Source organism: Halalkalibacter oceani (assembly GCF_023715605.1).
Taxonomy (GTDB): domain Bacteria; phylum Bacillota; class Bacilli; order Bacillales; family Bacillaceae_D; genus Halalkalibacter; species Halalkalibacter oceani.
Genome location: NZ_JAMBOL010000048.1, coordinates 1 through 13,372 on the forward strand (window position 1 = coordinate 1; position 13,372 = coordinate 13,372).

General features: G+C 34.8%; 14 protein-coding genes. 11 read left to right on the top strand and 3 right to left on the bottom strand.

The window, feature by feature from the left end:
- Window positions 1-426: 426 nt before the first annotated feature.
- From M3202_RS21530 to M3202_RS21550, 5 genes are all read left to right on the top strand, one after another.
- A complete protein-coding gene (locus tag M3202_RS21530; RefSeq protein WP_251225275.1) occupies window positions 427-1,464 on the top strand; it encodes a nucleotidyltransferase domain-containing protein in 1,038 nt (345 codons plus the stop codon).
- Between the two features lie 10 nt (window positions 1,465-1,474).
- Window positions 1,475-3,289, top strand: coding sequence for a ThiF family adenylyltransferase (locus M3202_RS21535; RefSeq protein WP_251225276.1), 1,815 nt, complete (start codon window positions 1,475-1,477; stop codon window positions 3,287-3,289).
- Window positions 3,286-3,762: a Mov34/MPN/PAD-1 family protein gene (locus M3202_RS21540; protein WP_251225277.1), complete on the top strand. Its 477-nt coding sequence runs from the start codon at window positions 3,286-3,288 to the stop codon at window positions 3,760-3,762. Before M3202_RS21535 ends, M3202_RS21540 begins: the two co-directional genes overlap by 4 nt.
- Window positions 3,759-4,874: an SAVED domain-containing protein gene (locus tag M3202_RS21545; protein ID WP_251225278.1), complete on the top strand. Its 1,116-nt coding sequence runs from the start codon at window positions 3,759-3,761 to the stop codon at window positions 4,872-4,874. The genes M3202_RS21540 and M3202_RS21545 overlap by 4 nt, the downstream gene beginning before the upstream one ends.
- A gap of 371 nt (window positions 4,875-5,245) precedes the next feature.
- Window positions 5,246-5,929 (top strand): hypothetical protein, encoded by a 684-nt coding sequence (locus tag M3202_RS21550; RefSeq protein WP_251225279.1) that lies wholly within the window; start codon window positions 5,246-5,248, stop codon window positions 5,927-5,929.
- 262 nt (window positions 5,930-6,191) lie between these two features.
- Here the strand turns inward: M3202_RS21550 and M3202_RS21555 are convergent, their stop codons facing one another.
- On the bottom strand, window positions 6,192-7,175 hold the full coding sequence (locus tag M3202_RS21555) for a helix-turn-helix domain-containing protein (protein WP_251225280.1): 984 nt from the start codon (window positions 7,173-7,175) through the stop codon (window positions 6,192-6,194).
- A gap of 355 nt (window positions 7,176-7,530) precedes the next feature.
- On the opposite strand from M3202_RS21555, the gene M3202_RS21560 reads away from it, so the two are divergent.
- The 3 genes from M3202_RS21560 to M3202_RS21570 all read left to right on the top strand — a co-directional run bounded on the left by M3202_RS21560 (window position 7,531) and on the right by M3202_RS21570 (window position 9,826).
- Complete coding sequence (locus M3202_RS21560; RefSeq protein ID WP_251225281.1) at window positions 7,531-8,715, top strand: tyrosine-type recombinase/integrase; 1,185 nt, start codon at window positions 7,531-7,533, stop codon at window positions 8,713-8,715.
- A 95-nt stretch (window positions 8,716-8,810) separates the two neighbouring features.
- Entirely contained in the window at window positions 8,811-9,530 is a 720-nt protein-coding gene (locus M3202_RS21565; RefSeq protein ID WP_251225282.1) for a hypothetical protein, read from the top strand.
- A 23-nt stretch (window positions 9,531-9,553) separates the two neighbouring features.
- Window positions 9,554-9,826, top strand: a complete 273-nt coding sequence (locus M3202_RS21570; protein WP_251225283.1) for a hypothetical protein — start codon at window positions 9,554-9,556, stop codon at window positions 9,824-9,826.
- Between the two features lie 171 nt (window positions 9,827-9,997).
- On the opposite strand, the gene M3202_RS21575 is transcribed toward M3202_RS21570, so the two are convergent.
- Both M3202_RS21575 and M3202_RS21580 read right to left on the bottom strand, forming a co-directional pair.
- Window positions 9,998-10,435 (bottom strand): hypothetical protein, encoded by a 438-nt coding sequence (locus M3202_RS21575; protein WP_251225284.1) that lies wholly within the window; start codon window positions 10,433-10,435, stop codon window positions 9,998-10,000.
- A 322-nt stretch (window positions 10,436-10,757) separates the two neighbouring features.
- A complete protein-coding gene (locus tag M3202_RS21580) occupies window positions 10,758-11,438 on the bottom strand; it encodes a helix-turn-helix domain-containing protein (protein WP_251225285.1) in 681 nt (226 codons plus the stop codon).
- Between the two features lie 261 nt (window positions 11,439-11,699).
- Between M3202_RS21580 and M3202_RS22760 the strand changes: the two genes are divergently transcribed.
- The 3 genes from M3202_RS22760 to nusG all read left to right on the top strand — a co-directional run bounded on the left by M3202_RS22760 (window position 11,700) and on the right by nusG (window position 13,234).
- Window positions 11,700-11,945, top strand: coding sequence for a helix-turn-helix domain-containing protein (locus tag M3202_RS22760; protein ID WP_432805984.1), 246 nt, complete (start codon window positions 11,700-11,702; stop codon window positions 11,943-11,945).
- A gap of 21 nt (window positions 11,946-11,966) precedes the next feature.
- Window positions 11,967-12,401 carry a hypothetical protein gene (locus M3202_RS21585; RefSeq protein ID WP_251225286.1) on the top strand — a complete coding sequence of 145 codons (435 nt, stop codon included), beginning with the start codon at window positions 11,967-11,969 and terminating at the stop codon, window positions 12,399-12,401.
- A 116-nt stretch (window positions 12,402-12,517) separates the two neighbouring features.
- Window positions 12,518-13,234, top strand: coding sequence for a transcription termination/antitermination protein NusG (gene nusG / locus M3202_RS21590; RefSeq protein WP_251225287.1), 717 nt, complete (start codon window positions 12,518-12,520; stop codon window positions 13,232-13,234).
- The last annotated feature ends 138 nt before the right edge of the window (window positions 13,235-13,372 follow it).

Consider the following 13,372-nt stretch of genomic DNA (forward strand, 5'->3'; position numbering starts at 1 on the left):
GTGATCGTATAGCTAAATCCATTGCCAACAAGGAGAACATTCAAGTAGCTTAATTCAATTTTAAAAACGCTAAAAGCAAAATCGGTTTCGTGTAACATTAATGAACTAAGCTTTATGAAATTGATTCGAGTAAAAAAATATTGGAATTTAATACAGCCCAAAGCAGCTGGAAATTTCCTTGATAGTTTATTCAAAAAAAATTGATGAATAAAACAGTATAAAAATATTCTAGTGATTTTTTCTTTATTTAGAATATTGATTGACGATTAGATTGGAAAAAAGATATAATTATAGCACCTCAAAACACGAATATACGTTTGTGTTTTAACTTTTCAACCAGATTAATTTCTCTTCGCATTTTCGTTTTTTAGCCACTTCTTAGAAAAAACATCCATTAAAAAAATAATGAAATAGGAGGAAAAAGGGATGGGGAACCTGCAATCATTTTTCTTGGATTTTCATGATGCGATCAAATTGGAAATCGATGATAACCAAGCCCTGCGAGAAAAACGTGAGGAGCTGCTCGATGTTTTAAAAGAAAACATAGACCTTGAAGATAGTAAGTATGATATTTTTCATCAAGGAAGCTACACGATGCACACGGGTGTTAAACCTTTAGAGGATGGCGATTATGATATTGATGTCGGTCTTTTGTTTAACATCTCAATCGAGGATTATCCTAACCCAGTTACAGCAAAGAAGCTTGTATTTAACGCATTGAAGGATGATTATGAGGACACCGAGATGAAGTATCCATGTGTGACTGTAAAGTTCGAAGGAGAAGGCGATGAGGACGACCGTAATTATCATGTGGACTTTACGATATATTCGAATGAAAACGATGATGGTAAAACATACCTAGCAAAAGGAAAGCTTAGCAGTGTGAAAGACAGTAGGACCTGGGAGCATTCTGACCCTAAAGAGCTGGTTAGAACCATCAAAGAAAACCTGATGGATAAAGAAGACCGCAAGCAATTTAGAAGGGTAATTCGATATTTAAAGAGATGGAAGGATTTGAAGTTTAAGGGTGTTGTAAATCGTCCTTCAGGGATTGGTCTGACGGTGGCTGGATTGACTCATTTTTCCCCGCATTTTTCTTATAACGCATTTACAAAGACGTACAATGACTTGGACGCTTTGGAATCGTTTGTTCAGAATATGATTAACTCGTTTAGTTATCGGATTAATGAAGATGGAGAATGGGAGGAGCGGTTAGAGGTGAATCTGCCAACCCCTCCATATAATGATATTTACGAAAAGATGACAGGCGGTCAAATGAAGAATTTTAAGTCGAAGCTTGAATCCTTAATCGCCAGATTGAAAGAGGCAAGAGATGAAACAGATCCTGTAAAGGCATGTGAGATGCTGCAAAAAGAGTTTGGAGAAGACTTCCCTGTTCCGACGAAGGAAGAGTCCGCTCAGCAGAGAGGCCCTGCAATCATGGTAGATCATTCTTCAGCATGAGGTGTATTTAATGTCAGCTGATTTTACGATTGAAAGCCTGGAATTAGAAGAGCTGTTTACCGAAGTAAATGCAGTAGATGTATATCAAGTAAACAGTGAGCGTAGTCAGTTTCTTCATGCATTTGAAGGAAAGATGAGTGTGGCTGAAGAGCAATTCACTATTCAGCTTGCTCTTCCCTCTCTTTTTCCTTTGAAAAAACCAATGTATTTCCTGAAAAATTGTCAAGAAGCTGGATTCATTCCTCATATAGAACCAGACGGTTTTATCTGCTATTCACACGATGAAGGGTTACTACTCGACAGAAACAACCCGAAAGGTATAATACATGAATCGTTTCAACGTGCGAAAAGAACGCTTGAGGAAGGCGTTCTTAAGTTGAATTCAGAAGACTTCTTGTTGGAGTTTGAAGCACTATGGTCAAGGCAGCAAGGGATTGGTCATGTAGATGCCATTATTACTCCAGAAGAACGTTTCAAAAAGATATTGGTTTTCAACGATGAGAAGCGAGGAAAATCCATTATCTTGGACAGCATTAATAAAAGAATCGTTCAATATATGAACAATTTATATAGCAGCAACAACGTGCTAGATGAGTTTAATAAGAGAAATGGAATCTATATTCCTTTGAGAAGGTCTTCCAACTTGAAACCGCCTGCATTTTGGGAGACATGGGATATCAGAGATTATCGTCAGCTTATTAACAACAACATTACCGCTTCAACCAAGAAAAAGCTGAAGAAATATCTGGACAGGAAGTTCATACAAAAGGGGGATGAAGAGTATATTGTACTTGGAATCCCTATTTTAAATGGGCAAAGAGCTCTTATAGGCATAAAGCTATCTGATTTCCGTACAGAAAAGGGAAAAGGAAAGAATTTTCCGTTTCTTCATCCATTGAGGAAAAACCAGGCTGCATTTGAAATAACGCCACTAAATATCAAACGACATGATAAGGAATATTTGCTGAATAGAACACAAGGTCATAACAGATTCTCTGATAAGAGAGTAACAATTGTTGGGCTTGGTTCACTGGGAAGTAGGATATGCTTTGAATTAGCACGTGCAGGTGTTGAAAAGTTCATTTTGATTGATAACGACGTTTTGGAAGCTGATAATATTTATCGGCATGAATTGGGAATAAGAGATGTTTATTATAAAGAAACCGAAAAATATTACCACTTTCCTAAGACTGAGGCGATGAAAAGAGCAATGAAGAATAAATTTCCGTCCATTGAGATTGAATATGAGTCCTCTGATATTTTGGACGTTATTAATGAAGAACCAGGGCTAATGCTTGTATCTGATCTAGTCATCATCGCTCTAGGCGCCCCTACGGAAGAATTATATATAAATGAAAAGATGCGAAAGATGAATGGGGCGCCACCTACTCTTTTCACATGGCTTGACCCTCTTGGTTTAGGCGGACATGCCTTATTGACGAGGAAAGAGGCAACAGGTTGCTTTCAGTGTTTGTTTACGCAACCTGACACCCCTAGTCGATTAATTGCTAACCAGGCGTCATTTGCAGCACCTGGTCAAAACTTCCGAAAATCGATAGCAGGCTGTCAATCCGTATTCACGCCGTATGGTTCAATAGACGCCCTTGAGACAGCGGTTATGGCAACTAGGTTGGCTTTAAGGGTTTTGGCAGGTGAGGAAAAGGGCAGTCCACTTATGTCATGGAAGGGGGATTCCACGGAACTTCTCAGTCAAGGATATCAGTTAAGTGAGAGGTATGGATTTTCATCAGAAGTATTATTTGATACGCGTTATCTATATAAAAATGAAAATTGTGCGATATGTCAAGCGGGTGAAACACCATGATTTTCTCATTAGGTCCAACATCAAAGTTAAAGATAAACGAGGATGTTTTGGATAGGCTTCGTAACTATAGTCAGCGTGAAAACAATGATACGGAAGCAGGCGGAGTTTTAATGGGGAGATTCATAGAAGGCTCTGATGATGTCATCATTGATTTAATTACTGAACCATCAAAAAAAGATAAGCGCGAAAGGTGCTTCTTTAAAAAGCATTTGGAAACCCATCAGAAACTTGTGGATAAGGCTTGGGAAGAAAGTGATGGGACCTGTAATTATGTGGGAGAATGGCATACTCATCCAGAGCAACACCCTTCCCCCTCTTTTCATGATAGAAGAGAGTGGAACAAAGTGTTGAAAAAAACGCAGTGTGATTCATCATTTCTTTTTTTCATTATTGTCGGTACAAAGTCCATCGGAGCGTGGATGGGGAATCGCAAGAATGCAAAAATAAACAAGTTAGAGGAGTGGAATCCATGAGTAGGGATCCTTTTAAATTATCTACTACAGAAGACCGTTCTTTATGGATAAGATCAGGTGGATTGTGTGCAAGATGTAAGACAGCCTTAATTTTGGATGATGTTGATGCAAAAGTAAATATTGGAGAGAGAGCTCACATAATTGGGAAGGCAAAGGGCAAAGGAAATAAGGGTGGACCAAGAAGAGAATTTGCTGAAGATTTCGATATAACGGATGAGAATATAGATACTCTTGAGAATTTGATGCTGATGTGCAGTCCATGTCACCATATTATTGATACCAATGATAAAGCATATCCCCCTCAAGATTTGTTTGATATGAAAAAAAAACATGAAGACTGGGTAAGTGAACAACTTTCCAAGAACAACAAGGCAATCGTGGTGGTTCATAAACGAAAGAATCTTATGCCTGTCGATTCAATCCTCTTATCGAAGGAAACGAACTGTTTATTGTTGGATGCAGTTTCTTTGCAAGAGGAATTCACTGATTTCACAGAAGAAGGCTGGAGTGCAGCGAAGAAAGAGAATGAGGATTTTTTCCGTAAAGTAGTGAATTCAAAGAAGGAAAATGAAGGTGCACATCTTTTTGTATTTCCTTTGTCTCCAATTCCGTTATTAATTCATTTGGGAAGTTTGATATCGGATACAACTGCCGCTGTAGTTCATCAATTTGATAGAGACACACAAAAGTGGTGTCATGAAAATGTAAATCCTGATAAACATGTCGTACTACCAGAAGTAAAGGTTTCAAATGAAGTTAATGATAAATTGGTGGTCAAGGTACAAGTCAGCGGAACTATTCATGAACGGGATATAACAGATGCAGTAGAGGGTCAATTCCAAACGTTGGATATCGAAATTGATGGGCCTAAATTAAATGCCGTTTTATATGAAGATGATGTTGAAGTTCTGAAAAATGTGTTTCGTAAAGAAGTATATCGATTACAAAATGAAAATCAGTATTCAGAAATTCACTTGTTCTATTACGGACCAGCAGGGTTGGCTGTAGAACTTGGTCGCTGCATTAACCAAAATATGTTGCCGCCTGTTCACCTGTATGAATATAATAACAGGTCTGCTGCAGCAAAATATCAAAGGTCCATTACTATTTAAGGGACTCCGGAGCTACTTCGGAAAAGAGAATATACGAGCTAACTTCAGAAAGGAGCTAACTGTAATTCAGTTTCTTTCTTTCCTATAAATGCATGTTAGGTAAATAAATTTCATTTTGTGAAAGAACTATTCAGATTAAAGAGTTTTTACTGCTGTTTCTTTAACAACGATCTTTAATAATATGGCGCGTTTCTCAAGTGCGAGGTGTCATTTTTTATTATTAAATCGAGATTGTGGGAGAACACTTAAATTACGTAGTATAACGATACTAAAAACTTAAATAAAAAACAAAAAATTTGTAAGGATTTTTTTCATGAGAGATCCAATTTGTTTGAACTAAATAAATCCATTCTAAGAAGGGGGGGGAAGTAATGGAAGATTTTTTAGTTAAAATTTATGAAGTTGAATCTGCGGCTCGTAATGCACAAATTGCTGCTCTTGTAGCATTAGTTGTAGCTATTCTAGGAGCTCTTGTAAATTTATATATAGCTTGTCAGAATAGAAAAGCCTCTATCAAAATAGGGAGACTTAGTGCTGAGACATCAAAGAAAATTGGAGAATTAAATATAGGAGAACTCGAGAAGAGAAGATTTATTGATACAATTAGTGGACAAAGGATTGAATGGATAAATAAACTTAGAGATACTTTTGTTGAATTTAATAAACTGTCTCATACTTATAGTATGTATGTCTTTTCTAACCAAAATAAAAGTGATTTTAATTATGGGGGCATATATCAAGAGATTATTGCCGTCAAAAACCATATAGAATTGTTATTAAATCCAGAGGAATTATTTTCTGAGAACCTAATGAAATATATAAATCAATTAATTGATTCATTACATAGTCATGATTTTAATATGGAAAACTATAAAGAAAATAAAGAAGTAATTTCTTATATTCAACAAGTTATATTAAAGTCGGAATGGAAGAGGATTAAGGTGGAGACTGAAAAAGGCCGTCAAATAACTAATAAGGAAATGAAACGAATTTTCAAAAAAATTGGTAAAAAGATTGATGAGAGTAAATACAATAAGCTAAATTTATTTAATTAGATGTTTCAGAAAGTAATTCAAAGGGATAAGAAAAAAATTTTAAATACACAAAAATACACAAAAATAGCTGCTAGAAGCAGACTAAGTCATTACTTCGTAGTACAAATATACTCTGCATAAAAATTAATCATCAACAATGGAAATGTAAACAACAATATTGATATATTTAAAATACTGAAATCAAAAATTAAACAACAGTTTTACACCCCGTACAAAATTTAGTACGGGGTTATGCTTAATGTAGGAGATATAATTACATCAGTTATTCATTTTTTGTGGTGAGATAGTCCTCTAAAATTTGTTTAACAAATTTTTCTAAAGACATATCATTTTCTTTGGCTAGGTTTATTAGCTTTTCTTTGTTTTTGTAATGAAGCGTGGATTGGATGCTCTCTGTTTCCCCAATTACTTGAAAGCTGCGGGCCCCTTTAATGATCCTACCAGAAACCATTGAAGACTCTATGGTTTGGATAAAACCCTCGGTGATTTGATCTAAACGGAGTTGAAATGGTTTACAGGTAAAGGACACTATATCATCTTTAATTCGTGCTTTACAGTTCTCAAGGCCAATTGCATTGTAGATATAGTCAATGAGTGTATATATAGAAGATCTTGGGTGTTGTAAAGGAAAGGAGAAAGTAATGTCACCTTTTCTTTGCAAGAATTGCTGCGTCCATTCCATTTGCTTCAGAGGCTTGTATTGTTTAAGCAGCTCATTTAATCGAATACGTTGTGATTGCTCCCCAATAGCGACTTGCTCTTCTGGGTGTGTGCTAAGTGAATATACTCTTGCCATTTCACCATTCACACTATTCTTAAAAGGTTGAAATAAATACCTGGAATGCTTTGGAGTACGTACTGGTGCACGATCTGTTTGTTGATATGTAGGAGAATAACTTTTAGAAAACGTACTAAGTTCTTCCTCAGAAATCATATATTTTTCACGGCCGCGATCAATCTGTTTCGTAGCTTTCAATTGTCCATTGCGTATGTAATTAAGAACAGTCGCCACAGATACTCCCAGAGCCTCAGCTGCCTTCCTTGTAGTTACCCCTTTGCCGGCTTTTATTTTCTCTTTGATAGCCTCCAATGCATGTTTATCAAAAAGATAGCCACCCTCAAGTTTCCATGTTTCAGCATTAATAGCTTTAATTTTATTTTCTTTAAGTAAATAGCGTATTTGAGCTTCACTACAATTAGTAATATCAGCTAAGTCCTTAATTCGATAATAGGTTTGTTCAGTCATAGATATATCACCTCTACATCATACAATACTTTTAATTTGATTATACCATATGAATATTACAGTTATATTCGATAATATAGTAATTATATTAATTATGATCGTTTATTCAATAATTAATAATGTGAAGTTAAGTAATACTATCATTTTGCAAAGTGGTATTTATAAATATAAAAACAAAACATAATATTGGTTTTAATAAGTGTTAATATTAATAACCAAATGATCTAGTTTTACAGGTTAGATTATAAAATATAAAATCAAGTCAGTATCTTATTAATATTATTTCCGCCAATCATAATAATTGATATATTAGTTTTAAGAGTATTAATAAAAATTTACAAGATGTGGTGATTAAATGAAATATCCTATGATACAAGACTTTCATATTATACACATAGATACTTTAAGCTCGTTAACATCTAGGACATACGTTGATATTCAACATAAACTTCTATCGGATCAATATTTACCTTTTTTGGAAGAGAAACGAAATGTGGAGGAAAGGGTAGGGGAGATTCCTTTTGCTTCTTGGTCCGATCTCGAATTGATCTATTTTTACGTTCATCGACCAACTCATGATAATGAAAAGTATGAAAGGACTAATGAAACAAAAAAGGAGTACATTCGCGACCTGTTACAATTTTACTTTTTTCTTACCCATGCGCTTGCGGAAGAAACTAATGAGGAATTGCAGAGTTACTTTATACTGTCGTCGATTGAGGGCAGGCATGTTCGGGCATACCAAAAATGGTTAAAAGAGCAACCGAGGCCGGGCAACAGAAACGCAGTTGGATACGCAACAGCTACACGCGCTAAACGAATTACCTTGGTAAAAAGTTTTTTAGCCTGGCTATATCAATGTAGACGTATTTCCTTTCCTCTTCAGGCTGAGTTTTTAAAAACTACAGTCCGTAAAGAGGATATGCCCGATAGACGTTTATCTTGGGAGCAAGTCAAATCGTTACTTTCTTTTTACCGAAATCAACCAATCCCATTTGGTCTTTTAATGGTATTAGTGACGACAGGTTTAAGGATTCAAGAAGTTGCTAATGCCAAATGGAGTTCTGTGACTTACGATGAGCGGTTGAATGTTCACTTTATAGCGATCATTGGGAAAAATAAAAAGGAAAGGGAGGTTGCCTTGATTCCACCTGCTATGGATGCAATAAAAGAATACAGGTTGCGGCGGAGAGTTTCTTCTGAGCTCAACCCTTTAGATGAGTCGCCATTGTTACCTAGTTCGAGAGGGAAATCTTTTAACGCGAAATATTTAGGTAGAACGGTTACCAAATTAATTCATGCAACGGGTTTGGAGTGGGTTCAGGCATTTGAACGAAACAATCAAGTCATTACACCCCATTATCTTAGACACTTCTACGCTGGTTTTAGTGTGGATCAAGGGGTTGATTTAACAGCAATACAAGATTCATTGCGTCATAGCTCGATACAAACAACAGAGAGGTATATCAAGCGAATAAGTCAAAAAGAAAAGGAGGCTGCTTTAAAATGGGAATGGAGTAAATTCGATTTTTTTAAATAAAAGGGTGAATTTTTAACATGATTTGTGGCATGTATTTATTAGAGAAAGATTTTCTTTCACGGCAGTATACAAATATTCTTAGAAGGAGTGGGATAATGTACTTATACTTAATACTTTCGCTAATTATTATTGTTCTTGCCTATCTATTAAAGAAAAATAGACAAGAATCTAAGTTTTGGCAAAAAGGTTTTGATAAAATTTTCGAGTCAAGAAAAGAGACAATTGAAAAGTTTAAATTAGAAAATAAGAAATCTAAAGACGAAATATTCAATGCCATAGAAAGGGTTCATAAAGCAGCTCTGAAATACCATCTTCATTCAAATGACCTCCAGAAAGATTATGAGCAATTTTCAACTTGGCATTACGATCAAAAAAGTAAAGAATCTTTTCTAATATGCATTTTTGTTGAAAAGGAGTATAGTGCAGAAGAATTGTCATTACGTATTCCAAAAGATATGGACTTAGATAAAATAAGAAATGTAGAGGCTGTCTTTTTTCCATTGGAAGACGCCAGATTATATACAATTTATGACTTTGATTTAAAAAAAGGTAAAGGCTTTGATTTTCATATTTCGGTGCCTCCAAAATATAAGAGAAAAAAAATAGCAACTGCTTCACTCAGACTGTTAGAAACTATCGCTCCAATTATTGAACTAAAAAGTTTGACCGGCGCCCTAGCTGAAACTGATCATTACAACGAAAAATTATTTTTGCCGGAATTTTATAAGGGGCTTGGTTTCGAAGTAAAAGGTACTTGGAGTAATAAAAAGCAAGCTCGTTTGATAAAGAAATACGATAAAGAGTTGGTTGGATAAAACCTCAAATGAAGGAGAATAAGATGAATACTTATGAAATTGTTATCTGCAGACCAGAAGTAAATTATATTGATCGGTTGAATATCAAAGGAAAGCACGAATGTGATGCAGTGTTCAGGCTTTTAGACAAGATGTTAGAAAAAAGTAAGTACTTAGCTGACTTGAAAAAAGAATACTATAATGATAATCAAATTGATTCTTTACTGTATGAATTGAAACGTGATTTTTTGATTTTTATCGATATTGTGCCTTTACCTCTACCCGATAATGTCATTCCATTTAGGAAAATTACTTGACAAGGAGGACGATGTACTGTAATCTTTAAGTAGCTTATATTTCCATTTTTGTTTCTTTCATATTTCATAGATATGAAAGATACCCAGAACATTGTGTTCTGGTTTTTTCTTTTTAGCATACGATAAAAGCCCATAGCTCAGTGATGAGCTTATGGGCTTTTTTAGAAAGACTTAAATTGCAGTTTGGTTGCTTCTGTACTTTTCAACGATATCAAATGGTAGACGATACTCTTCTTTTACTCTCTTCAGGAGAATAGGGGGCATATAACGTGAAAAGACACTAGCTACGAATAATTCAGATTGTACTGTTTCTTTATGGTTAGAGCAGTTTATCATAATCTTTTTAGTGGCTGGGCTCTCATGTAGAAGATCATTTCCAATTTGCTTAGTTACTACGATCGTTTTTTCTATTTCGTTGAGATTTTTATTTAGGATTAAAACATCCTCATTTTCTACTTGAGTAATCATTCCATCAATTTGTTTAGGTAACTCTTGTTCGGTAATAATAAATCGTTTCTTTGCAATTTCATATGGATCGAATTTTGGATACTCATTCACCAGACGATTGACTTTTTGATCAATGTTAATTAAATCGCTGTGCTCAATCATAATACCCGCCTTTCCCACTACTTACCTAGAAGGTTTATAGTCATAAATTCATATATTTTAAACCTGATAATTAAAAAAATGTCAACAATTATCTTTATGTGTCAATTTTACCACCAAACAAAAGATATTTTTATAGATAATTAGTCATATTTAATCGGACAAAAAAAATCGATCCGACATGAAGTGACAATGATAGACAATATGAACTGAGACTAAAGTCATTGTTGTAAAAGTTAATCATTATTTGTAAATGATGGGATATTGTAAACAAAGATCTTAAGCTGAAAAAAAGACACCGTCATATTATGGTGTCTTTTTTTTTTTAATTATATTTGTTTGTAAGAATCTCTTTTTTTTGTTTTCGTTTAATTTCAAAAAAGACTAAGTAAAGCGTTTTTTTGATCATTTCTCTGTCCTCTTTCCCCATGGCAACCCCCTCATACAATAGCATATTTTCATTTAAAAACTCTGTAAGCTCAATAGGCTTTGGCAAATCTTCATCATAGCCTTCTTTATCATTAATCCAACCACCCAGATAATGCATGGAGACGTCTAATGCAACAGCTAAATCAAATAAATCCTGTAGTTTAGGAAGTTTATCGGCGGTGCTCTCATACTCCCTAATTTCCTCAGCAGTTAATGAAGTCATTTCAGCAAGTTGGTCCCGTGAGATTCCGGCAGAAGTTCTTAGTTCGATTAAGCGATCTTGAAATAAAGCCACTTGCGAAATATCTACATCAGTTGTTTTTTTATCTTTTATACCTTTAAGTAGTGAGCTTACATCAACATTGTAAAGTTCAGCAGCCATAATTAAAAGAGCTACTGTGATAGGAGTTCGACCTCTCTCAATATTTGATAATGATACATTGTTTACGCCTAATTCTTCACCAGCTTCTGCTTGCGAAAAACCTGCATGTTTTCTGGCATTACGCAATCTTTCTCCTACTTGTACATTAATTTCCTTAATTTTGCTTTCTTTTTCGTTTTTTTGGATACGATCCATCATCATCATCCTTTATATATATTAACTATCTAAGCTCACACATGAGCATTTTGTTACTTATAGAACGGTAAAATAGTTACAATCGACATTGACTTTTAACTGTAGATAAAATAAAATTACATTGCGTATAAAATTATTGTTATAGTGAAATTTGTTCGGTAAAATATGAATAATTACATTTGTGATTAAATTATAACAAATTATTGCCCACTTGTTAGTGATTTTTTATATTTTTGAAAGACGGTGATATTCTTGCAAATCATGGATCGCATTAAAGTAGTACGTCAGCACCGTAAAGTGTCGGTAAAAGAAATATCTAATCACCTAGGGATCTCAACATCAGCTTATTATGCTAAGGAGCGCGGAGCTCGTGCTACAACTATTGACGAATTAGAGACTATATGTATTTATCTTGATTTCCCGCCGTATTATTTGTATCAATCAGTTGATGCTTTCTATGAAGTGTTAAATAACTCCTTATCTAATACGATGCTTGCATTTCAATAATTAATGAAAGAGAGGGGTACCATGAGTAATAATCTTCTTCAAGAACAAAAACCTTGGATTGAGCAAACAGCAATTATTAAAAAAAGTATCAAGGAATTCAAAGCCCTAATTGTCATTGAAGATGAAGATGATGATTTATTTAGCCCTCATTTGTCAGCTGAGCAATTCTATAACAAAACAAGGAATGCAAAAATAAAACAGGCCATACGCTCTCTTCAAGAGCAGTTGAAACATGTATCTCAGTGTCGTGGTGATTATGTGGCCAACTTAGATTGGATGCAATCAATCCCTCTATCGGAAACAGAAAAAAGTCTGTTCATTGACATCTATCAAGAGCAGAAAAAAGCGTCAGAATTGCAGCAAAAGTACAACAAAGATGGCAAACGACTAATGAATGATTACCGAAAAGTGTATAAGCGAATTGTTGAGTATCTCATGAAAACCACCAATATCTAGTATAAACATTATCTGTATTTACAATACCATCTTTTTAGAATTCGTTAAACTTCTAATTTAAAAGCTTGTTTGAAATTGATAATTTTATCATTGGTAAAAATGGAGGGATTGGGGTAATGATATATGCTATTTACTGTAAAACTGGGAGTGAAATGAAAGCAAAAGAATTATTAGAACAGTTGATCCCTGATAGAATTCAAGAAAAAGCGACGATTATTTGTCCTTCCAGCACCACTATATGTATCAAAGATCATCGCAGGTCAAAACGAATTAGGAACATGGCTTACAACTACATTTATATTCAGATTAAAGACAGTGATGGTTCCTCCTTTAATGAGGTTTACGAGATTTGCAGGGGGATCCCTTATATAAATAAAATCTTTGATCGATCAATACCTGAACAAGAATTTAATCGATTTATGAAGCGGTTAGGTATGACAATCAACGAGGCAGAGGTACTAATTGAAACTAATTATTCTTACGATAAAAAGACTAAAAGATATTTAAATCAAATAAATCAGGCTCTTACACCGGAAGAAAGATCACAGATGGAATCAAACTTAGAGGAAGAAATGGAGAGACCATCTTGCGTTATAGAGCAATCTGAAAGGCTGATAAAGGTTGCGAAAAAAAGTGACAATAGTAAATTCCAGAGAGTGTATGTTCATCGCAGCAAGAAAAAAGGGTTAGTACAAGTACCATATGAAATTCTAAATAAGGCCTTACAGGTTGCAAAGCAAGAGAATATAACTGTTTCACAACTTGAAAAGCCGAAGGTTCTTTTACCTTACATTAACAGAGTTTTAGAAAAGGAATTAATGACTCAGCAATGAGGTCATTAATTCTTTTTTTAGTGCGCCACGCATGGCGCGTAGCTAGGCGGTGAAAGTCCGCTATGGGGGCTGGCAGTTGCCAACCATTAGCCAAGAGCAAGGGTGTCCATCGCGAGGTGGAATCTGAAGGAAGCTGGA

Excerpts from the sequence above, each read along its gene's own strand:
- M3202_RS21540 (WP_251225277.1), top strand. The coding sequence starts at position 3,286 with ATGATTTTCTCATTAGGTCCAACATCAAAGTTAAAGATAAACGAGGAT.
- M3202_RS21530 (WP_251225275.1), top strand. The coding sequence starts at position 427 with ATGGGGAACCTGCAATCATTTTTCTTGGATTTTCATGATGCGATCAAA.
- nusG (WP_251225287.1), top strand. The coding sequence starts at position 12,518 with ATGATATATGCTATTTACTGTAAAACTGGGAGTGAAATGAAAGCAAAA.
- M3202_RS22760 (WP_432805984.1), top strand. The coding sequence starts at position 11,700 with ATGGATCGCATTAAAGTAGTACGTCAGCACCGTAAAGTGTCGGTAAAA.
- M3202_RS21560 (WP_251225281.1), top strand. The coding sequence starts at position 7,531 with ATGAAATATCCTATGATACAAGACTTTCATATTATACACATAGATACT.
- M3202_RS21545 (WP_251225278.1), top strand. The coding sequence starts at position 3,759 with ATGAGTAGGGATCCTTTTAAATTATCTACTACAGAAGACCGTTCTTTA.
- M3202_RS21580 (WP_251225285.1), bottom strand. The coding sequence starts at position 11,438 with ATGGATCGTATCCAAAAAAACGAAAAAGAAAGCAAAATTAAGGAAATT.
- M3202_RS21565 (WP_251225282.1), top strand. The coding sequence starts at position 8,811 with ATGTACTTATACTTAATACTTTCGCTAATTATTATTGTTCTTGCCTAT.
- M3202_RS21535 (WP_251225276.1), top strand. The coding sequence starts at position 1,475 with ATGTCAGCTGATTTTACGATTGAAAGCCTGGAATTAGAAGAGCTGTTT.
- M3202_RS21575 (WP_251225284.1), bottom strand. The coding sequence starts at position 10,435 with ATGATTGAGCACAGCGATTTAATTAACATTGATCAAAAAGTCAATCGT.
- M3202_RS21585 (WP_251225286.1), top strand. The coding sequence starts at position 11,967 with ATGAGTAATAATCTTCTTCAAGAACAAAAACCTTGGATTGAGCAAACA.
- M3202_RS21550 (WP_251225279.1), top strand. The coding sequence starts at position 5,246 with ATGGAAGATTTTTTAGTTAAAATTTATGAAGTTGAATCTGCGGCTCGT.
- M3202_RS21570 (WP_251225283.1), top strand. The coding sequence starts at position 9,554 with ATGAATACTTATGAAATTGTTATCTGCAGACCAGAAGTAAATTATATT.
- M3202_RS21555 (WP_251225280.1), bottom strand. The coding sequence starts at position 7,175 with ATGACTGAACAAACCTATTATCGAATTAAGGACTTAGCTGATATTACT.